At 46.6% G+C, this 21630-nt stretch carries 15 protein-coding genes and 3 pseudogenes; 2 read left to right on the plus strand and 16 right to left on the minus strand.

Annotated features, from left to right (window positions below; all coding sequences use genetic code 11):
* Nucleotides 1–202, minus strand: a pseudogene (locus GC098_RS23305) (IS6 family transposase); the annotation flags it as partial.
* Nucleotides 203–467: 265 nt separating this feature from the next.
* On the opposite strand from GC098_RS23305, the pseudogene GC098_RS23310 reads away from it, so the two are divergent.
* Nucleotides 468–1962, plus strand: a pseudogene (locus tag GC098_RS23310) (alpha/beta hydrolase family protein).
* 206 nt (nucleotides 1963–2168) lie between these two features.
* The gene (locus tag GC098_RS40220) at nucleotides 2169–2633 is read left to right on the plus strand and encodes a helix-turn-helix domain-containing protein (RefSeq protein ID WP_171645616.1); all 465 of its coding nucleotides are present in this window, start codon (nucleotides 2169–2171) and stop codon (nucleotides 2631–2633) included.
* 20 nt (nucleotides 2634–2653) lie between these two features.
* Here the strand turns inward: GC098_RS40220 and GC098_RS41270 are convergent, their stop codons facing one another.
* From GC098_RS41270 to GC098_RS23385, 15 genes and pseudogenes are all read right to left on the minus strand, one after another.
* Nucleotides 2654–5452: a glycoside hydrolase domain-containing protein gene (locus tag GC098_RS41270; RefSeq protein ID WP_216625400.1), complete on the minus strand. Its 2799-nt coding sequence runs from the start codon at nucleotides 5450–5452 to the stop codon at nucleotides 2654–2656.
* Between the two features lie 71 nt (nucleotides 5453–5523).
* Nucleotides 5524–6630 (minus strand): sialidase family protein, encoded by a 1107-nt coding sequence (locus GC098_RS41690; protein WP_171645617.1) that lies wholly within the window; start codon nucleotides 6628–6630, stop codon nucleotides 5524–5526.
* Between the two features lie 113 nt (nucleotides 6631–6743).
* Entirely contained in the window at nucleotides 6744–8087 is a 1344-nt protein-coding gene (locus tag GC098_RS23330) for a sialidase family protein (protein WP_171645618.1), read from the minus strand.
* A 22-nt stretch (nucleotides 8088–8109) separates the two neighbouring features.
* Entirely contained in the window at nucleotides 8110–9831 is a 1722-nt protein-coding gene (locus GC098_RS23335) for a type 2 periplasmic-binding domain-containing protein (RefSeq protein WP_171645619.1), read from the minus strand.
* A 45-nt stretch (nucleotides 9832–9876) separates the two neighbouring features.
* A complete protein-coding gene (locus tag GC098_RS23340) occupies nucleotides 9877–10749 on the minus strand; it encodes a carbohydrate ABC transporter permease (protein ID WP_171645620.1) in 873 nt (290 codons plus the stop codon).
* Between the two features lie 18 nt (nucleotides 10750–10767).
* Nucleotides 10768–11724 (minus strand): ABC transporter permease, encoded by a 957-nt coding sequence (locus GC098_RS23345; protein ID WP_171645621.1) that lies wholly within the window; start codon nucleotides 11722–11724, stop codon nucleotides 10768–10770.
* A gap of 128 nt (nucleotides 11725–11852) precedes the next feature.
* Nucleotides 11853–14567, minus strand: coding sequence for a sensor histidine kinase (locus GC098_RS23350; protein ID WP_171645622.1), 2715 nt, complete (start codon nucleotides 14565–14567; stop codon nucleotides 11853–11855).
* Between the two features lie 70 nt (nucleotides 14568–14637).
* Nucleotides 14638–16206 carry a response regulator gene (locus tag GC098_RS23355; protein WP_171645623.1) on the minus strand — a complete coding sequence of 523 codons (1569 nt, stop codon included), beginning with the start codon at nucleotides 16204–16206 and terminating at the stop codon, nucleotides 14638–14640.
* A 133-nt stretch (nucleotides 16207–16339) separates the two neighbouring features.
* Nucleotides 16340–17434, minus strand: a complete 1095-nt coding sequence (locus GC098_RS23360) for a Gfo/Idh/MocA family protein (protein WP_171645624.1) — start codon at nucleotides 17432–17434, stop codon at nucleotides 16340–16342.
* A 22-nt stretch (nucleotides 17435–17456) separates the two neighbouring features.
* Nucleotides 17457–18194, minus strand: a complete 738-nt coding sequence (locus tag GC098_RS23365; protein ID WP_376773934.1) for a Gfo/Idh/MocA family oxidoreductase — start codon at nucleotides 18192–18194, stop codon at nucleotides 17457–17459.
* Nucleotides 18195–18557 (minus strand): annotated as a pseudogene (locus GC098_RS41695) (Gfo/Idh/MocA family protein); the annotation flags it as partial.
* 56 nt (nucleotides 18558–18613) lie between these two features.
* Entirely contained in the window at nucleotides 18614–19084 is a 471-nt protein-coding gene (locus GC098_RS23370; RefSeq protein WP_171645626.1) for a NanQ anomerase/TabA/YiaL family protein, read from the minus strand.
* A gap of 33 nt (nucleotides 19085–19117) precedes the next feature.
* On the minus strand, nucleotides 19118–19972 hold the full coding sequence (locus tag GC098_RS23375; RefSeq protein ID WP_171645627.1) for a MurR/RpiR family transcriptional regulator: 855 nt from the start codon (nucleotides 19970–19972) through the stop codon (nucleotides 19118–19120).
* A gap of 65 nt (nucleotides 19973–20037) precedes the next feature.
* Nucleotides 20038–20916 (minus strand): ROK family protein, encoded by an 879-nt coding sequence (locus tag GC098_RS23380; RefSeq protein ID WP_171645628.1) that lies wholly within the window; start codon nucleotides 20914–20916, stop codon nucleotides 20038–20040.
* A gap of 9 nt (nucleotides 20917–20925) precedes the next feature.
* Nucleotides 20926–21615: an N-acetylmannosamine-6-phosphate 2-epimerase gene (locus tag GC098_RS23385; protein ID WP_171645629.1), complete on the minus strand. Its 690-nt coding sequence runs from the start codon at nucleotides 21613–21615 to the stop codon at nucleotides 20926–20928.
* Between the last annotated feature and the right edge of the window lie 15 nt (nucleotides 21616–21630).

The following is a 21630-nucleotide window of genomic DNA, read 5'->3' on the forward strand; positions in this document are numbered from 1 at the left end:
GACGAATTCGTTTATCTAATTCTGGGCTAAATTGATGAACCCACCGCATAATGGTTGTATGAGCCATGCCAAGACCCCGTTCTTTCATCATCTCCACGAGATCACGATAACTTAGGCTATATTTCAAATACCATCTTACCGTTAGCAAGATAACCTCTGATTCATACTGCTTCCACTTAAACAAATTTAATACCGATTCCAAAGTAATTGCCCCATCTCATGACTTCATTTCGATCAAGGTATCATGTATCGGAGCTTTGCACCACAACCGGTTCCGTTGTAAGCTATTATAACCTTAAGCGGCACTCTTTCAAGCTGAAATGAAACCGTTTTACGAGTCCTCCAATACCGCAAGATCGAATTACAAAATTGTAAGGTAGATGTAAGGGAAATCGATAGCTTAGGCCAGCCTGGCAGGATAAGATTGGAACAAACGAAAATAGAAATTTTTTAAAAGGAGAATCGAGATGAGGCTGTTTGAACTGTTGCTTTTTTTGTCAAACATCGGCTTGTTTGCATTAACAGTCCTATTAAAAAAAGGACGGCGTAGAATTCCAGTATTCGTTGCAAGCGGGATCGCCACACTTTTACTGGTCATTCATTGGACGGTGGAAGGATACAGAGTTCAGCTATTTTTCCCATATTGCATAACGATCATTTTTTTAGCCATTTCAGGTTATAGCTATTTTAAAAAAACCGGCCAAAAAAAAATCCCACGATTCATGTTGGGTTCAGCTTATACCGCTAATGCTGGTCGTAACAGCGGGTCTCATGTATGCTTTTCCTGTATTTAAACTACCTGAACCGACAGGCGAGTTTAAGGTAGGAACGCAAACTTTTCATTTCGTGGATACAAATAGGGAAGAGATTTTCGACGAAGCCAGAGATGGTAAGAGAGAATTGATGGTTCAGGTATGGTATCCGGCTCAAGCTGGCACCGGCAAGTACGCTCCCTTTATTCCCGATACCCAGATTTTACGTTATATGGCCAAGAACTATGGCCTCCCCGGGTTTACTTTTCAACACCTGAAGTACGTATCCAGTCATGCTTATTCGGGGGCCGAAGTCTCTTCGGCACAGACTTCATACCCGCTGATCCTTGCGAATCCCGGCTTCGGCTCTTCCAGGTTCCTCCACACGTCGCAAGCCGAAAATCTCGCGAGTCACGGATATATCGTGGCAGTGATTGACCACACCTACAATACATTTGTAACCGAGTTTCCGGACGGTCGAATCACGACCAGCACAACCAACGACTTATTCTCGCCCGACCATGATTATCGGACGGAAAGCGGAAATCGCGACAAGTTGGGAAAAGTTTTAACCGGCGATGTGGCGTTTGCGCTGGACCAATTCGAGCTCATCCAATCGGGGCAGATTCCAAGTCATCTAAAAGGGAGGATTGAACTCGGTCATGTCGGTGTGTTCGGTCATTCCATCGGCGGAGCGACGGCCTATGACGCTTCTTACGATCCGCGAATCGCGGTTGGAATAGACTTTGATGGAGGGCTTTATCGACTGCGTGACAGAGAGGGTCTGCGAAAGCCGTTTTTGTTCATCAACTCGGAAAGCGAATTCGAAAAATTAAAAATGGTGATGGATAACCGGGTCTACACGGATGCAGAGCTTAACCGTATGGGCTCAACAAGAGAGTGGATGGATCAAGTAACGGAAGATAAAAAGTTGGAGCTTGAACGGATGCGCGAAACGGTCGACGAAGGGGGACAAGTCCTCTATATCGAAAATACGGAGCATTTGAATTTTGCCGACGTACAGTTCATTTCTCCGATTTTCAAAATGCTGGGCATTACAGGAAAGATTGCGCCCGAAAGAGCGAACTCCGTTATCAATGCCTATATGCTGGATTTCTTCGATATGTATCTGAAAAATCAAGGCGGAATCTTAATGAAAGGACCGGATAGCCGCTTTCCGGAGGTGAAGTTCGTAACCTCGCTATTATAATTACGGAACAGGCTACCGATTTTGATATGCTCCCCTTCAAGTAGACAGGTTTAATAAATAAACCGCTACTTGAAGGGGAGTTTTCCTTTGTCTAAGAAGAACGAATACAATGCGATTGAGAAACTAGCCATCATACAGGAGTTAAAAGCAGGACAGAGCAGCCGTGTGGAAGTAGAAAAAAACATAACATCAGCGTTACCACCTTAGTGAAATGGCGACATCGCTATGAGTTGTACGGAATTGAGGGGTTAGAAATTCATTCCCACACTCGGAGTTATTCTGCAGAACTTAAACTTCAAGCGGTTCAGGATTATCTCTCCGGTGAGTATTCGCAATACGAAATCATCGATAAATACAAGATCGCCAGCCGAACACAGCTCTCAGATTGGGTGAAGAAGTATAATCGTCATAGCAGCTTAAAAGCCTATAAAGGGGAAGCGAAAGCTATGAGCAAGGGGCAGTCTACCAATCATCAGGAACGAATAGACACTGTTCTTTACTGTCTTGCCCACGATCATGACTACCGGAAGACAGCGGAACTTTGGAAAGAGTGTTGTTTGCCCCCCCAAAAGTCGCCCTTTATTTCAGGCTTTGAATGGTACAGTGTTTGTGTCGCCGAATGCTTGCTCGAATTTTCATCAAGGGTAATGTTTTGTGGAGAGCGATCGTAATCGATCGGCGGAAAGTTGGGCTAATTGTTCATACGTTGATCTAGTTCACTTAGTTTTACGCGAACCGTCATAATATAAGGCGCTCTCGTATCTTGTGGATCAAAATAACCATATGATGTCAGCACATAAGTGCCATCAGCCAACACGACATTTCCGGCGTACCCGGTATCTCCACTTCTGACTGAAGGCGTATAATCCTCCATTAACCTCACACGATACTGGCCTTCCCTGAAATGAACGAGGTCATCATAGGTGCCGACCCATGCTACCCAATCTCCTGCTACCCAATCATCCAAATTAGTAGCACTTCTTCTAATGATTTCGCGGAAAGTGATCAAGAGTCTACCTGACACCGGATCATACTCTGCCTTGTGTCTCTCGCCCATTAATGCACCTTGCATTTCCTTCGGCTCGGTCCAAGTATTTCCTTCATCATTGGAGAATGTGATCATCGCATTGGTCTTTTTAAACTGTGCCCTTGCTAGCAGCGCGAGTTGCTTTCCGTCAGGCGACCTGATCACTTCAATTTCGCAAAGCCCCGCATACTTCTCAATCGCGTCATGCTCGGCCAGCAGCCTCATAGGAGTACTCCACTGTTCATTCCCATTCGCATCGAACGTAAGATATGTTTTCCAGTTGTTATACGAAAAGTCGTGGAATATGCCCATCCAGCGATAGGCCCAACTATCGTCTGGGTTTTTAAGCCTTGTTAGGCTTGCCAGTGCAACAATTCCCGCTTTACCTTGATCTTGAAAATAAGGCTTAAGCTCACTCCATGTTGCTCCATTGTTTTCAGAGTAAGCGGTTTGAAAGCCCTCATTTCCATCTCTAACTAAACCGCTAATCAATTCGAGTCTTATTTTCCCGTCCGGTTTTTCAATTTTATAAACCGTAGGTGTTTCCTGACTCGTTGCCCAACTTGCAGTTGTGCTAAGACGTTCACTCCAAGTAAGGCCACCATCGCTGCTCTTTTTCAAGATAAGCGGTCCAATACCATGACCTTTCGGATACACGGTGTATATGGTTCCGTCATTTAAAAGCACAGAATCTGGTTGTCCCAGATATTGGCCGGGTTCTCTGTCCGTAAGTACCTGCTTTTCTTTCTCGGTTGACAGATCAACAAAAGGTATTGTATATCCTAAACGAATATATGGAACTCCGCTCGAGGACTCGGCAATTTTATGGTTGATTTGCTCCCTTTTCCCAAGAAGCCAGTCGGCATCGTTCGGATAATCGCTGAACGTGATCGGCTTCTCCAAGCCTTCTTCCAGAAGTAGGAGTACAGCATCCCGGCCGATTTGGCTTTCCAGCAGTTCAAGTGCACGTAAATCCTGAATGGCTTCGTAAAATACTTCCAGGCGAAGCGATTCAACGGGTCCCTGCTCCCCAGGATAAACGAGGAAGGCATCTCCGGATGGGAACCCTTGACCGGCATCGGTTACGCGGAACGGATCGATCGCTTTTTTGGAATACTGTGAATACCAGAAATTGTATCCCCAATGCAGGAAACCGGCGATTTGGAATTTATACAATTGTAAGCCGAGCACCCGGTTCCGGACCGACGGGAATACGAAAAAGCGGTTCGCAACATCACGATACTGCACGCAGCAGTAGTACGTCCACAAGTTCGGCACATTGTTCTCGAGGAACGGCTCGATGTGATTGTTGGCCGGTATCGGATATTCCACAAGACCTTTATCATAAAAGTCGTAATCTGACAAAGCGTCGATCATCGGGAAGCCTTCCAGAAAACCTTTTATTGTCTCGCTAGCGCTTCGGTACGACTCCAAATGATCCATGTTGGGTTCGTCGGATACGTGGAAATAGCTGCGTTCATTCAACCCGTTTGCCCGAATAAAGTCGACGAGCGCCGGCAAAAATTGGCCGAGAAACGATTTGTACGCCTCGCCGAGAGCATCCGTTTCCCAACCGAATATGCGTTTGTATTCGCCGTTCTCGATCGCCATAATTTTTGGCGCGTGCTTCGCTCCCCATTGAGTAAACAGATGAGAAAACTCAAAATATTGAATGCCGGCGACAGTTGCCATATCGACCCAACGTTTGAGCCTATCGAAGCCGAATCGGTACGTTCCTCCGTCCTTCTCTACGTCGACGAGTTGCACCGTCGGGCGCTCCCCGCCTACTGCAGTGTCAAGCGGAGGAGTAAACAGCGGGGTCAGCAGCATGTTCATCCCGTGACTAGCCGCCGTTTGCACGAATTGCCCGATACGATGCCAATGTTCCTCGCTAAACACCTCAACGCCATAGTAAGTGGCGATACAGTCCGTATGAAACCATTCCGTATGAACCAATCGCTGCTTCGGCAGCGATACCGGCACGACGTCCAGCTCGAACGTTTCGCTTCCGAGTAAATCGCCATTTTCTAGCGCAAAACGGATTTGAATCGAATGTATGCCGGAGGCTATCTGCTGCGAAATGTCCAAGCTCACCCATACCGAACGCCATTGATTCGGCAGTGCATTTACGCCATCCCGGCCAATCGGAAAAAGCGGGTCCGGGTACAGCCCCGGCGTCAAACGCAGTAAATTGCCGTCATGGTCCGCATACATCGGAAATTCCGAAGGAACAAGACCGACCGAGCGAATCATGATGGAATCCGAAAGATCGGATGCGGCAGATACTTGTATATTTTTGTATGCAGCATTCGTGCGGTATGCAACCTGGAACGCATACGTTTCATTATGCAAAACAGTAGCGCGTGAAAACGGCGATTCGTTCAACTCGGTATCGGCAAACACTTTCACAAGCGAATGCAAACATCTGGTTTCAAACTTCGGTTCATAAGTTGGATTGGACATCGGTCTCTCCTCTCGTTTTTCGTGATCACGACGCGCGTGGACCGTGCGCCGATTCTACGCTTTGTTCGCCCTCATCGTATTCCCGTATCGTCCAGTATCGAAGACAGCGGAATTTTTCTCACCCTCAACCGGCTGAGACATATGACGTCCTCGGGTTCGCCTGCACAATAAGCGAGAAGCACGGAATCCTCCGTGAAATGGATTGCGGTATAGCAATACCCGCCGTGGTCCTCCTCCCGTTCAACGGCAAAATTGCCTTCCCACGTCTGTCCGTTGTCCTTGCTGATGGCGCCGATCATCGGCGTGCGTCCCCACGAATGCTTCTCCAAGACCCGAGTCTCATAGTTCGGAATCGGATTCCACACCGCCAGCAGGAACCCGCTTCCTGGAATACGCTTCATGGAAAGCGACGAATTGGGCGAAGTGAACCGCGACGGTATTGGCGTACTCCACGTCTCCCCCCCGTCTGCGGAAAACATTTCGTACTGACGCCCCAAATCCGTCCTTGCCCAAGCCCATAAGACATCTTCCTTCAGTTCGATCAGACCCGGTTCCTGCAAACCGCTCATGGATTGCGGCGCCATCAGCGCGCAGAAACTTTGGGATTCCCTCCAGGTCGCCCCATCGTCGTCAGACAGAAAAAAGCAGGCAAGCGCTCTGCCGTCAAACGACTTCCAATCGGTTATGCTTTCACCTTTCATTTTGTGCAAGCCAGCGGGAATGACAAGCCTGCCGGAAGTCAAGCGTACGACCCGGTCGTTGTTGGTCACGTAATACCCCGGGCCCGGTATGCAGCAAACTGGCTCGCTCCAGGTTTCCCCTTCGTCGGACGAACGGCGCAAATGAAGCCGCATATCATGCCAGCCATACCGCAACAGGTAAAACAAGCCGATGTCGCCGTTGTTCATCCGTAACAGGGATAAACTCATAATGTTGATTGCGTCATGATCTTCCGGGCGAGCGATAATAATGTCATCTGACCAGGTGTCTCCCCGGTCGGAAGAATAGCGTAAGGCAATACATGCCAGGGCCGTATCTGCTTGGGACTCTCCTGTAAAGCGGCTGTACGCGAACAGCAGGCGGTCATCCAGCAGCTCCAGGAAAGCTCCTTCGCTATTTCTGGGATTTCCCTTGCCCGGAGGCAGATCCAATACAACAGTTCCTTTTTGTTCCAACATTTCTACTCCTCCTAACGAATTGAACAGCAAATGTAAAGGAAAAAGCGAGGACCGTCTGATCCCCGCCGAAATTTGATCAGCTCTCAACAATGGACGTTCCAGTTGGGCTCTTGTCAGGATGACGAGATCCAATCCAATGTGAACTTTGTAAATTTAACCGTTATCGGTTTATTTTCTGAAAAATCAAAATCACTTTCATATAGCAGCGCAATGTCCCCATTATCCAAAACCGTCAAACAACAATAGGAGAACGTATACTCATCGATCTGCTTGGCATACTTCCAGGTGCTTCCCCCATCCTCGCTCAGTCGGATCGTTCCGCTAGTCCGCTTGCGGGGATCCGCAGGGTTTGCAAACAAAACCCTTGTTTTCCCGTCTCCCAAATCCGGGTATGTCATCACGCTGGATTGGCATGTCGGGTCGGGCAGATCCTGATCATACTCCGGCTCATTCCAGGTCTCTCCGCCATCCTTGCTCACTGACACTGCGGTCCGCTGTAAACCGGCGTGGTTTCTCAAATAAACTCGCAGCTCGCCATTCGGAAGCTCAATCAGCTGCGATTCGGTCAAATCCGCACCATCCGCGCTTAACGTCTCGGCGGAAAGAATTTGTCCGTTGAAACGTCTTCCATCATTAGGAGAGGTGCCCCTACGCCAGCTTTTCCCATGATCATCGCTGAAAATGACGGTACATGACATTTTTCCATTGGGATTCGAAAAGTAAATCGGGAATACAAGCCTTCCCCGGTAATCGCTATACTTGAGCTGAATACCTCTTCCGGGGCCCGACCCGATAAATTTCATCCAGGCTTCTTTAACCTCGGGATTTAACTCGATCGGCCTGGACCATGTCAAGCCGTCATCATCACTTTTGATGATTTGCAAGAAGGATGTCCTTGCCTCTAACAAGGTTTCCTCAGTATGCACGCCCTTTTTCAAAAAGATATTGCCACTGCTGATTCCATCCGAAGTAACATTCCCTTCGTCATCAACGAAATACGACGTTGCGCGTCCTTCGCGATCGGTGACGTGCCCGTCCGGATGCAAACTGTATTCGCCCCCGGAACCATCATACACCAGCCTGTTGCCACGCTCGTCAAAGCCTATTCCCGCTTCGGATGCCCACAAGCCGATACCGCCGGGCGTGTGGCAGAAGAGCATCCAGATCGTTCCCGTCTCTTCATCCTGGAGCAGGGCGGTGTCAATCGCCGCCGCCCCGTTCAGTCCTTCACCGGCATAAGAAACAAGGTGCTGCACATCGCCCCACGTTTGCCCATTGTCGACGCTGCGGCGAATGACGGTATTGATTTTGTTCGGGTTATCCCGCATATCGCTGATTCGCGCATCAATGCCGGCGATGATCGTCCCTTTGACCGTCGTAATCATGGAAGGAATCCGATAGGTCGCCGACCCGGCCATGCCGGGGTAAAAGAGTGCGATTGCTTCGCTTTTGTTCATTGCCAACACCAACATCCCATCATTATTTTTTGTTTAGCAGATCTGCGACTTTCGGCGCTTTCTCCAGCTCGGCCAAAATTTCTTTTCCGCCGCTATTCAAATAGTTTTGCACGTATTTATCCCATTCCTTATCGATATCGATTTGCCCGGCAATGGCCTTCAACCGGAATTCATTCACAATCGTATCCAATTGGCCTTTATATTGTTTGTTCAGATCGGCATATTTCGTTTGGTTCATCAAATCCCATTTGAAAGGTCTGATTTCCATCTTCTTCAACACGTCCGGTTTGCCGAAGAAATCACTCTTCAACTTCGTAGTTGCTTCGGAGGTCTGATAGGACGCCCGTTTGTCATCGTACGATCTGAAGTTATATGCCCAGAAGCCCATATTCCCTTCATTCTCCGGATACTCCGGCTTGACTTTTATCTCCGACTTCTCCGGAGTTCCCTGCCATGTGGATTGGGTACCGACTTCTCCGTAAAGTGTCCAGCGGGAATCGTCATCAAAGTTGATATAATCGAAGATTTGCAGAATACGCGTCAGCTGCTCATCCGTCACCTTCTTGGAAATGTAGAAAGCATCGCCCAGCCTGTTGACTGGGGTGAAGGCGCCTTCCCCTTGCTGCCCGTTCGGGCCGATCTCGGGCGCGGTCACGAGCAATTTAACGGCGGGGTCCTTCTCCACAATGTTCGCCGGAGCGCGTCCCTTCGTCCAAGCGTCCATACCGACATAAGCAGGCTGCGCCGGATAATAACCGGCCTTGCCGAGCTTGTATTTCTCCCAGCTCTTGTTCACGTCGATCGTCGTCCACTCCGGATCGATCAAGCCTTCTTTATTCCATCTCGCCATCATCTTCAAGAACTCTTTGTACTTATCGGAAATTTCAGCGGCCGTCAGCTTGCCGTTCTCCTCCAGGTTGTAGCCGCTAGCTACCCCGTATGCCCCGAGCAGGGTGCTTCCCCAGGAAGTAAACGCGTTGTTGAACGGCAGCATGCCATACGTATCGTTTTTGCCGTTGCCGTCCGGGTCCTTCTGGGTGAAGGCCTTTAGGATTTCTTCCGTCTGCTCCAACGTATACGCCTTATCCGAGAAGTAGATCCGTTCCAGGCCGCCGCTTGTTCCAATAGGCTTAATGTCGCCCGGCGGCTTGATCCCCAGTTTCTCAAGCCAATCGAGCCGGAAGGTCGGAGCCCAAATTAAATTTTTGGTATGTCCCTGATACCCAACGAGAGTCAAATATTCGTCTTTCTTGCCCGGCGCCAAATTCATATCCCAGCCCGGAACATTCTCATCCAGCATTTTGGAATAACGGGGCGCGTATTTCTTCAGCATCTCTTTCGAGACCGTTCTCGTCAGGCCGTTTTCGTAAAATTCCAACGCCGACAGGGACTGCGCCGTAAAGGCAAACGTATCCGGCAAATCTCCAGATGCAACCATCAGCTGCACCTGGTCTTTGTTAAACGTATCCACCTTCACGTTATTGATTTTGATGTTGTACTTTTCCTCGAGCTTCTTCTGCACCCAGTTCCCGTCTTCAATTTTCCCTCTTGTAAATGACCCGGAAAGCTTCAAGTCCAGCTTCTTGGAGAAGTCCCCCGGCGCGGGCAGCCCCGAAGCTTTGTCCCCTTGAGCCGGGCTTGTGGAATTAACGTCGGATGCATCCTTCTGACTGCAGCCTGCCGCCCCAAGAACTAAGGATCCGGCTAGCAACGCCGAATATAAAACCTTTAAGCGAATTTTCATATGAACTGCCTCCCCTATATTTGTCATATCTGCAAACAAATGAAATCAACCTTTTAACGAGCCGATCATAATTCCCTTGATGAAATATTTCTGCGCGAACGGGTAAATGAGAATGATGGGACCTATGGAAATCATGACCGTCGCAGCGCGGACATTGCTGAGAAGCAAATTCGCGTTCGACATTCCGCCGCCGCCCATTTGTGTCTGCGACAGATCCAGGGCGACCATCATTTCCCTGACCACCATCTGCAGAACTGTCTTCTGAGGATCACGGATATAAATCATGGCATCGAACCATGCGTTCCAATGCCCCACCGCCGCCCAAAGCGCAACAGTCGCAATGACCGGTTTGGATAAAGGGACGATGATCTTGGTCAAAATTTTAAAATAACCGGCTCCATCTATTAGCGCTGACTCCTCAAGACCTTTATCGATCGTCATCAAGAAATTACGCATAATGATAATCGAAAACACATTAACAACTCCAGGTAAAATTAACGCAAGGCGATTATCGAGGAGACCTAAACTTTTAATTAATAAGTAATTGGGAATCAATCCCCCCGAGAAGAACATGGTAATGAGGAAAAAGGCTGTGAAATAATTACGGTAAGGCAGATCCTTCTTGGAAAGCGGATAGGCAACCAGCAAGGTGAAGAACACAATGAGCGCGGTGCCGATTACGGTTCGAAAGATCGTATTGAGATAGGCGGAAATAATATTTTGATAGCTAAACACAAACCGGTAAGCAACCACCACCCATTGTTCCGGCCATAGATGAAAGCCAAGCGTTGACACGCCATTAGCATCCGAGAAAGAAAGAACAAGCGTTTGCCAGAACGGATATAGGACTGCAAGCGAAAATAAGCTGATGAAAAATACAATCAACGTATCAAAAATGGACAATCGTGTTTTGAGCATTTCCCTGTTTCCTCCTTCCTACCAAATGCCATGTTCGCTTCGTTTGCGGATTATCGCATTCGCCCCCAAAATGAGGATCACGCCCACTACATTTTTGAATAAACCGACCGCGGTCGCATAGTCCAACTGAAACTGTTCAAGGCCTTTCCGGTACACGTACGTATCGATGATGTCGGCGACCTCGTAAACGACCGGATTGTAAAGGTTTAGAATCTGATCGAAACCCGCATTCAAAATATTACCCAGGTTTAGTATAAACAAGATGACGATCATCGGAACGAGCGACGGAACTGTAATATGCAACATCTTCTTGAACCGTCCGGCCCCGTCTACATCTGCCGCTTCGTAGAGATCAGGATTGATCGAAGAAATGGCCGCCAGATAAATAATTGCCCCCCAACCGATCTCTTTCCATACATCCGTCAAAATTAACATGGGAACAAAGTAGTGGGTGTCAGATAAAAAATTGACCGGAGTCCCCCCAAGCGCATGGATGAAATAATTGATGATTCCCCTTTGAGGGGAAAGCACCTCGCCCACCATGGACCCCAGAATGACCCAAGACATAAAATGCGGCAAATAGGAGACGGATTGCGCCACTTTTTTAAACAGTACACTCTTGACTTCGTTCAGCAGCACAGCCAAAACAATGGGAGCCGGAAAAGCCACGACCAGCTTTAACAAACTGATAATCAAAGTATTTTTAAAAGCTCGGATAAAGAGGGAATCATGAAACAAGTTCTTGAAGTGCGCAAAATCATTCCATGGGCTTTTCCAAATCCCCAAACCCGGTGAAAACTTCTTGAAAGCCACCAGAATACCGTAAAGAGGAACATAATGAAAAATGAATAACAAAATCATCGGAAGCAGCATCATGAGGTAGAGCGCTTTCATTTTCTTTGCTTTTATCCAGTTTGCATTTTTTTTTCGGACAGATCGAATTTCAATTTCGGCTTGCTGAAGGGCGGTTTCCATGGTAAAGCTGCCCCTCCTTTCCTTGGTAGTTTGGTAACGCTTACACCCCAATCATAAGGAAAAGCAGCTTCGATTAGTGATACGATCTATAGATGTTGTACCACAATCTTTATATGTTTCCGCTGCTGTTATAGATTTGCCGGAAAGAGGATGGTTACAGTCGTACCTTCTCCGTAACTGCTGTCGATGTTCAATCCGTAAGCTTCTCCGAAATTCAATTTGATCCGTGCATTCACATTATAAATGCCCGCCTTCTTCACCCCCGGGTCCGCAAGCTGTTTGCGAACCTCCAATAATTGTTCCTCCTGCATGCCTAATGCGTTATCCTTTACGACAACACGAATGGTTTCCTCTTGCAGCAGGCAGTAAATTTCAATCGTCACATGTTTTCTTGTGTTCCGCGCCCCATGATGAATGGCGTTTTCAATAATCGGCTGCAGGATCAGCTTCATGGTGCCGCACGCCAGCACGCCATCATCGATGTGCCACATACATTGAAAATTATCATACCGACATGACATGATGCCTATATAGGTTTTGGAATACTTGATTTCATCGTTCATTCGAATCATCTGTTCGCGGTTCGTAATATAACGAAATAACCGGCTAAGCGAGTTGATCATTTCGACTGCTTTGTCCACATCTTTCGTCTCGACAAGATAAATGAGATTATCCAATGTATTGTACAGAAAATGCGGATTGATTTGTGATTGTAAGGCGATCATTTGAATTTCTTTCTTCTCGTATTCCAGTTTGACTCGTTCTTGGCCCGCAACAAGCGTCTCATGAACCAGATCATCTATTCTTCTGACCATTTGGTTGAAATTGCGGCTCAGCAGGTCCACTTCGTCAATTCCGGATACGCGTTCCAAAACGATGCGATGGCTTTCTCCCAGCTCGTAATCATTCAACATCTGGTTCAGTCTACTGAGCGGTTTCAGCATGCGCTGCGACATATAAAATGAAAACAGCAGCATGAGAAGGAAAATGAGGAAGAATAGATACGAATTGCTTAAAAACAAGTCGATGACCTGCTGCTCCACATCCGAATAGTTGTACCTGGAAATGAATGTCCAAGGAACACCGCTGATTTCCTTCGTGAAGTCATAATATTTTCCCCCGTAGGATCCCTGCTGCATATGGCTTCCACTCGAAATCGGCATATCCAACACCCTTCCGATCTGCCCGGTAACAGGATGGGATACAACCCGGTATTCCCGGTCGACGATAAACATCTCACTACCGTTTTGCTTGAATTCGCCATAAAGATTGGAAAGGTATCCGCTATCCAAGTCCACCGTAATATAACCTACAATTTCCGGATATTTCTCCAGCGATATAATCGGCATTCCCAAGACGATTGAAGCATTACCGAAGTCGTCTTTGGTCAGATGATAACTGATTACCCTGCCTGATGTTTTCATTTTATTGTAAAAAGCAGGGTCCAGCTCCCCGATTTGTTTATATCGATTTGAAAATATCAAGCTGTTGGAGCGGTCATAAATACTGATGACATCCCGATTCAATCCCAAATCATGATTCTCATAAAGCAATTCTTTTTCCAACGTTTTGGTATCCTTCGCCACGATATCATCCTGAACTGCCGTATCCAACGAAATCCTGGCCATCAGCACTTCTTTTTGATTGATATCATGTTCTAAATAACTGGCCGTTTTCTCAAACAACGAATAATGGCTCTTTTTCAAATCGTCAACCGCAATTTTGGAGGATTGCCAATAAAAGATAACCATGTAGACAATAAGCGGCAGCAATATGGTGATGATAAAATAAAGCAAAAAGCGGTCTCTAAGATTTAAGTAGCTTTTGTTCGTCTTTAATTCCCCGTAATCATTCCATTTGTCTTTGGTAAAATCATAGGTCTTGAATAGTTTGATGACCTGATAAACCGGTTTCAGGATTTTGTTTGAAATCACCCTGGAGGACACTAGAGCAACGAATAAAGCCAACAAACAAGTGGCGGCCGTTAATTTTACCATTAAGATGAGCTGTTCATGATAAAAGTCCATCCGGTCCACATAGACCAGCTGAAACTCATTAAAAGGGATGGTCGTATAATGAGCTTCAAGACCTTTTTCAGTGAGAAATACGAAGCCTTCTTTGGGGGCCTTTACACCTTTCAACTCATCAACAACAGATGGCCCAACCTCACCTCCAGTGAAAATCAACTGGCGGTTGGCGTCAAACAGCGATATGTTCTCGTTGTAAGGAATGGCGTCCTTCAAATAATGAGGGTTAAGCAGAATCAATATAACCCCATTATTGACCCCATCTCTATCCATGATATTTGCGGCAAAAAACATTTGCTTATCCAACTCTTTTATCGCATTCGTCAGTCCATTTCTAGGTTCGGGCCCAGTGGGTGGGATGAGGCTTTCGGCGGCTTTCTTCAGAAGCACCAAATTACGCTCCTTCTCCAACTGGCTTCCCACTTGGATCCCGTTAAGATCGAAATCCAAATATTTGTGGTCGGAACTGAATTGACTTTGGGAAGTAATCACTAATATAGAGTCGATGAACTCGTTTTCTTGTCTACTGTTATACAAATATTTTTCAAAATCCTTGGAAAGACGGTACTTATCGATGGAATTTGTCTCGTGATTGCTCAATTCATGAATATAGTCAGTAAGCCGCTCATTCGTCGTTAAATGGTTTAACATAAAATAAGTGTTGCTAAGGCTCGTGTTTAACTCAAAGGAAATTTGGTTCATTCGAGTGCTGATGACAAACTGCTTTTTTTCCTCAATAAAATGTTTGATTTTAACAAAAAAAACACTGCTGAGTAACAATAATAAAATGAGCATAGCGCCTAAAGAAAACAACATAAGAAAATTCCGAAACGAAATCCTCCGAAATCCATTCATCATCCGATACATAATAAGCCCCCCCGTGATGTTAGCAAGTATGGTTGGACCGAAATACAAGAGGTTTGACGCCCATCACTTTCTTAAAAATCTTATTAAAATAAGAATGGGTAGGGAAACCGACCATAACGGAAATATCCTTTATCTTACAATCATTGTGTTTCAACAATTCCACGGCCTTACGAACCCTGACTTCATTTACATAATCGATAAAATTATGTCCGGTTTCTTTTTTGAAAATCGAACTGAAATAGGCCGGATGAATAAATAATTGCCCAGCCATATCTTCTAGGGTGATTTTTTCGGAATAGCGATTGTGGACGTGTTGTTTGGCAAGCTGTACGTAACGGTTTTTATCACTCTCCTCGACAGGAGCGTCCAAAATTCTTTCGATTGTTTGTTTCAGCCATTTTTTCAAATCACCGAGGGAATGGGCGGCGTGTATAAACTCTAATGCCTGCTTCTTATCCAAAGAAGGCATCGGCAGCCCTTTTTCTTTGGCTTTCAATGGAAGAGACAGGATAACTTCCGAAAAGGCAATTCTGATTTCTTCTATTTTTAAACGTTTGCCTTGCTCCACAGCATCAAAAAAGTCCCGAAGACTGGAAGAAATTTCATTATTTTGGCGGGAAAGGACGGATTGCATCAATCGATCCATGATGATGTTTAAATGCTCATTTGCTTGCTCCTTGGCGTGTTCATCTGAACCTGCTACTAATAAATCTTGGTAAAAAAGAATCGAATGATGATCATCGAAGTATCTATAACTAATGGCATAGACCGCTTGATTGAAGGAAGTAGAGATCTGATCCGGTTCCTTAATCATATTGCCTACACTGATCGACAGCTCGCACTCTTTTCCAAAGCCCGACATGATCGACGCTTTCAGCAATTCGAAATAATCTTCAAGTCTCCCCTTAAGATCATATTTGCTGATCGGCCGTGTATCGTGTGCAAACAGAACTAATTGGTTACCGTAAAATAAGACCGGGGTATGGCTTTCCTTCCAATATACCATCGTCCTTTCAGTGATAAAACTCCGAATGAACAACCCTAAGTCTTTTTCAAACCATTTTCCGAACGAACAAACGATGATCCTCATATAATCCCGAAGCCAAGGTTCATCGTACTGATTGACGTTTTCGCCTTTGACCAGGTCAATCAACATCGATTCTTCTCGTGCACCCGGAATCCCTATCTTTTTTCCGTACTCTATTTCTTCATCTTTCTTTAACTCGATGGCGAGGCCACTCATAACGTCAACAATCTCGTCTTTCATAACAGGCTTCAATAAATACCCTTTTACTCCGAAACGTATGGCATCCTGGGCGTATTTGAAATCATCATAGGCCGAAAGGATAAGAACTTTAATATGTGGATACGTTTCCTGGATGGCTTTGGCAAGCTCCAGACCATTCATTTCCGGCATCCGAATATCCGTCAAAACCACATGAGGAACATGCTGTTCAATAAGCTCAAGAGCTTTCTGACCATCACTGGCGGAGCCGATGACTTGAAATCCGGTTTCATTCCATGGAAACGATGTGACCAATCTTTCCCTGATGTTTTTTTCATCATCTACTATTAGAACTTTATACATAGGCCTCGCCCCCGTGTCATTACAGAAAATATCGTACATTTTTCCTTATTCCTGATAGACATACAATCGTACAATAAAGAAACCGCATAAGCCCATCCTGCTGCGGCGCGTGCGGTTCTCCCTGATCTAATTTTTATGGCTTGACTCGTAGCCAGGATTGCTCCTTAAGCGAGTCCATTGCGGCCTCTGCGGCCGCGATCGAAGAACGCGCTGCGGTCCCGTCGAAAAGCATGACATACTCCGGATCCACCGGCTTGCCAACGATCACATCGCGAAAAAAAGTCATTTCCAACCTCATCGGTTGCCTTAAGAAAAGAGGCGGGCGGGTTGTGGGGCTTGTATAGACAATTTTACCTTCCATTTGCCTATAGCCGTTGACTCGGTCCTCATCTTCATCCGGTTGTCCGTTAATGCCAAACGTATCAATACCGTTTTTTGTTTTCACAACAATTTCGGATTGTTTAAAGTCAAAGAGGACAGCACCTTCCGTCCCGTTGATTTTGACAAAGTGCTCGCCCCACCGGAACCCTGAACCATACTGCATCGTGCCTAAAGTTCCGTTTGAAAATTCCATCGTCAGCAGCAAGTGATCCGGATTGCTCGAAGCGTTAAGTGCTGGATCCACGCATGAACCCGCCAATAAAACGGAAGCGGACGGACCGAGGAACGTTTGAACGAGGTCAAGCTCGTGGATGTAATGAAACAAATACCCTCCTGTCAGTGCTTGGTCATGCTTCCAGCCGCTTCCGGATTGCTTATCCTGCCAGCCTGTCCGTTCCGCGTGCGCTACGATCGGCTTCCCGATTTCACCGGCAGCGATCAAGCGCTTGACCTGCTGAACTCCGCTCAAGAAATGAAGGATGTGTCCGGCCATCATGTGGACAGAGGCTTTCCGGCAAGCTTCAATCATTTCCTCGCAGTCGGCCAAAGATAACGCGATTGGCTTCTCGCAAAACACATGCTTGCCGTGCTGAGCCGCAAGAATGACATGTTGCTTATGAAGATGATTCGGACTGGCCACAATGACCGCGTCAACGTCATCGCGGACGACCAGCTCTTCGACGCTTGCAGCCGTTTCGCAATGCAGCTCTTCCGACAGAAGCTTGGCACTATCGTCCGCTCCCCCAACTACAGCAACCGTTCTCGTACCTTCCAATTCATTCAAAATTCTGGCGAGCTCGCCTCCGAAATTTCCGCATCCGATAACGCCAAATCTCAACAAAGTCATCGCTTCCCCCTCCTTCGTGTCATCACAAGGAGACCCATTTCTTCGTACGGAGAGAAGCCATCGCCGCCTCAGCTGTAACAATGGACGTTGTGGCTGCGGTCCCGTCGAACAGCGATTGCAAGCTTTCCTGCACCGGCTTCCCTTGAACGGCGTCCCGGAATGCCGTCATTTCCTTCTCGATCAGTGTCGCCAACCAGTGCGGCATCTTGGAAACAGCAGTCCCGTAGGCTACGCCGCTGTCGACTTTTTGATACGATTGCGCGCGTTCCAGGTCCTCCTCCGCAGAGTAATTCAAATTATGGCTGGTGATATATCCGCCTTTATTCAGTTCGACCTTCGAATTTTTTAGATCGAGAAGAATGGCGCCTTCCGTTCCGTTAATTTTGACGAAATGCTCGCCCCAGCGAAATCCGGACCCGTACTGCATCGTGCCGAGCGTCCCGTCGGCGAATTTCAGTGTCAGCAACAAGACGTCCTCCTCGTCGCCGAAGCCTTCCCCTTGATGCGCCAAATTGCCTCCGGCCATGCAAACCGAAACCGCCGGTCCCATAATCGCTTGCAAAAAATCAAGTTCGTGAATGTGGTGAAACAGATGGCCCCCAGAGGTGGCATTGTTTTTCTTCCAGCTGACGGTCGTCTGTTGGTCCTCCCAGCCGGTTCTTTCCGAATGGCAAACGATCGGACGGCCGATCTCTCCGTCTAAGATCCATTGCTTGACTTGGCGTACGCCGTTCATGAAATGCATGATATGACCGGCCATAAACAAAACGCCGGATGCACGGCACGCCACGACCATTTCTTCGCAATCGCTCGATGTAAGGGCAATCGGTTTTTCGCAGAACACATGCTTTCCATGCTTGGCGGCTTGAATAACCGGATCTTTGTGAACGTGGTTCGGGCTGGCCACTACAATAGCGTCAATATCATCCCGATTCACCATATCCTCCAAGCGGTCAATCGCTTCGCATTGCAGCTCCTCGGACAACGAGACTACTCTGCTTCCACCATGAACGGCAACAACCCGTGAACCCTCAAGCTGGTTCAAAACCCTTGCAAGTTCCCCTCCAAAATAGCCGCTGCCGACAACTCCGAAACGAACGTTTTTCATTTCCTCTATCCCCTCGCAATGATTATAAACGGCTCATAAACTGGTCTCGTTTCGTTAGCAAAGGGTACGCACTATGGATGTAACAGCCCCACATGAACTTTGACTACTGCTTTCTTGATTTTCGATGAATGCCCCATGCCAGGTCTATGAATATCGTTAGGGAAAAAGACGGCGAACATGCCAGGCTTGAGATGAAGTAAAATCTCGTCTGACGAAGGATCATACAACGCATAATCCTGTTCACTATCATAGGCTCTAACCGCTTGGACATCTTCCCGCTGCGAAGACCAACCGATCGTCTCTTCGCCTTCGATCAGGTAGTGGATATCAATATATGACTCGTGCTTCTCGGCAAGTTGCTCATCCATCGGTTTAGCATCGAATTCCATAAACGATACGTACATCTTATCACCGTTGATCTCAACTCGACCTTCAGGTGAGTTTCCTTTAAACAGTAGATTTAGTTCCTCTAAGGCCGTCGCGATAACTGTATGCTCAAATTTACATTGCTTTTCCCACAATGACATAGCACCTAAAATCATGGTCCATTCCCCCAGTTGTACATGTGTAATACCTCAAAGCAATTTCACGACCACGGACTCCGCTGTACTTTCCTTGTTCCTAATCGATTCCTCGTAGGATCTTTTGAAATATTCAACATATAAGACATCTAACAAATAGAGCTGCGAAATTTTCGCCGACAAGGAACCACCTTGCAGAGGACCTTCATTTGCGCCGCATAACAGCGTAAGATCAGAATACGAAGTTAATGGAGACTTTACAAAGCGTGTAATCGAAATGACGGTTGCCCCGCTTTCCTTTGCCTTTTTCGCCACCTCAATCGAATCCTTGGTTGAACCGGAATACGAGATGATCACAGCGACATCCCGTTTCGTCATCAATGCCGCCGACATCATCTGAAGATGTGAATCGATTGTGCATTCCGTTTTGTTCGTGATGCGCATGAACTTAATTTTCGCTTCCATAGCCGTCATTAATGATGAGCCTACACCGAAAAATATAACTTTTTCTGCTTGGAGCAAAAAGTTAATGGCTTCATCGATTTTGGAGCTATCAATTAAATTAAACGTTTCGTTCAACGCACTGATGTTGGTTGACAACACCTTGGAAGCAACTTGTCCGATTGAATCATTCATCAAAACCTTCTCAGTCAGCTGCGGAATTTCATTTTCCACGGTGATGCTATGCGCCAGAGCAATTTTGAAATCTTGGTAGCCCTTATAACTCAAGGACTTGCAAAACCTGAATATGCTGGATTCGCCAACTCCACAAACATCTGCGAGGTCCGTAATCGACATATAGACAACACTGTTCAAGTTCTCCAGGACATAGTCCGCCACTTTTTTTTCCGTAGTTGTCAGGTTGTTATATTTAGAATGAATGGTTGTAAAAATATTGATTGCGCGCAAACTGTCACCCTCTTTAACTCCAAGATTCAGACATGATGCGCAGTAGTGATGCTATTGCGCCTCTTTCAGCGTAAGAATAATGAGGCCGCGCCCAATAAACCAGCCTTATTTCCCAAGGAAGCTTTAAGAATTTTCACGTCTGCAAAACTTTCCATGATCAACTCTTGCGTTTGTACCTCGACTAACCGAACTAGCTCATCTTGCTCCATCACACCGCCCCCTACAATGATCGCCGAGGGATTAAAAATATGAATGAGAGAAGCTAGACCTATGGCTACCTCAGCCGTCCAAGCATGTAAGATTTGTTGTAATGGTTCGTTTCCTAATCTTATCTTACCAAAAAAAACCTTCCCGTCCACACATTCCGAATCCACTTGTTGAGCCATTCGAACCAATGCTGTCGCTGAGGCGTAGGTTTCATAGTAAGGCTTACCTTCCCCATCGCTCTTTCCCGATAACGGATGAGTAACGATATGGCCGAATTCCGCGGCCACCCCATTAGCTCCTCGATATATTTGACGATCGATGACGATAGATCCGCCGATACCGGTCCCGAACGTAAGACATAAAAAATCCTGATACAATTCCCCTACGCCAAAATAGGCCTCGCCCAATGCTGCCGCGTTGACATCATTTTCAACCATAACAGGCTTATGGAAGCGATTTTCAACAATCTCCCTAATTTTCATTCCTGTGTAATTGGGAATATTGTCATTCGCATACACAATATACCCTTCATCGGAATTGACTTGTCCGGCTGTGCTAATCGCGATGGCATCGTAATCCGCATATGCCGCCAGCTCGCTAAGCAATTTTTCGATGACATGTGGGCCTCCCATCAGGCTTTCCGTGGGATATTCCTTAAATTGTTCGATATTTCCTCGTTCATCGCAAATGCCCATCTTGGTGTTGGTACCGCCAATATCCGCCGCTAAGATTTTCATTGTCATGGTTTATAGGATAGCCCTTACGAATTTTTTGGTAATTTCCATCGGTCTCGTAATGATTGATCCCACAACAGCCGAATAGATACCTAGATCAAATAATTTTCTCAATTCCTCGGGTGTCGATATGCCACCCTCTGCGATGACGGGAATGGATAACGTGGTCACGAGTTTCTCAACCAATTCGAAATTAGGCAATGATTTGTCTTTCGTCGCTTTGGTATAACCACATAACGTTGTACCCACACAGTCAAACCCAAGCTCAGCAGCCCTGACAGCTTCTTCATAGGTGGAGCAATCCGCCATAAAGAGCTGATCCTTGTACTTCGCTCTTAGCCCCGGAAATAGCTCCGATATCGTAGAACCATCCGGCCTAATGCGATCGGTCGCATCCATCGCGATCATATCTACGCCTTCCTGATAAAGCGCATCTACTTCCTTCTGAGTAGGCGTGATAAAGACATCGGAGCCTTTGTACACTTGTTTGATGATCCCGATAATCGGTAAATTCACATGTTTCTTGATTTCTTGAATATCCTCTACGCTATTTGCACGAATCCCCGAGGCTCCACCTAAATATGCCGCATAGGACATTCTCCCCATAATAAAAGGACTATGCAGCGGTTCTTCCGGCAAAGCTTGGCAAGAAACGACCAATTTTCTTTTTATCATATCCAGAATAGTTTTATTTGTATCCATCCGGTTCCAACTCCA

The sequence above is a fragment of the Paenibacillus phytorum genome (genome assembly GCF_013141715.1).
Taxonomy (GTDB): Bacteria; Bacillota; Bacilli; order Paenibacillales; family NBRC-103111; genus Paenibacillus_E; species Paenibacillus_E phytorum.

Bases quoted from the DNA above. Each gene is read 5' to 3' on its own strand.
- GC098_RS41690 (WP_171645617.1), bottom strand. From the start codon at position 6,630: ATGTTGGAACAAAAAGGAACTGTTGTATTGGATCTGCCTCCGGGCAAG.
- GC098_RS41270 (WP_216625400.1), bottom strand. From the start codon at position 5,452: ATGTCCAATCCAACTTATGAACCGAAGTTTGAAACCAGATGTTTGCAT.
- GC098_RS23350 (WP_171645622.1), bottom strand. From the start codon at position 14,567: ATGTTGTTTTCTTTAGGCGCTATGCTCATTTTATTATTGTTACTCAGC.
- GC098_RS23340 (WP_171645620.1), bottom strand. From the start codon at position 10,749: ATGCTCAAAACACGATTGTCCATTTTTGATACGTTGATTGTATTTTTC.
- GC098_RS23330 (WP_171645618.1), bottom strand. From the start codon at position 8,087: ATGAACAAAAGCGAAGCAATCGCACTCTTTTACCCCGGCATGGCCGGG.
- GC098_RS23380 (WP_171645628.1), bottom strand. From the start codon at position 20,916: ATGAAAATCTTAGCGGCGGATATTGGCGGTACCAACACCAAGATGGGC.
- GC098_RS23370 (WP_171645626.1), bottom strand. From the start codon at position 19,084: ATGATTTTAGGTGCTATGTCATTGTGGGAAAAGCAATGTAAATTTGAG.
- GC098_RS23360 (WP_171645624.1), bottom strand. From the start codon at position 17,434: ATGACTTTGTTGAGATTTGGCGTTATCGGATGCGGAAATTTCGGAGGC.
- GC098_RS23335 (WP_171645619.1), bottom strand. From the start codon at position 9,831: ATGAAAATTCGCTTAAAGGTTTTATATTCGGCGTTGCTAGCCGGATCC.
- GC098_RS23345 (WP_171645621.1), bottom strand. From the start codon at position 11,724: ATGGAAACCGCCCTTCAGCAAGCCGAAATTGAAATTCGATCTGTCCGA.
- GC098_RS23355 (WP_171645623.1), bottom strand. From the start codon at position 16,206: ATGTATAAAGTTCTAATAGTAGATGATGAAAAAAACATCAGGGAAAGA.
- GC098_RS23385 (WP_171645629.1), bottom strand. From the start codon at position 21,615: ATGGATACAAATAAAACTATTCTGGATATGATAAAAAGAAAATTGGTC.
- GC098_RS23365 (WP_376773934.1), bottom strand. From the start codon at position 18,194: ATGGCCGGTCATATCATGCATTTCATGAACGGCGTACGCCAAGTCAAG.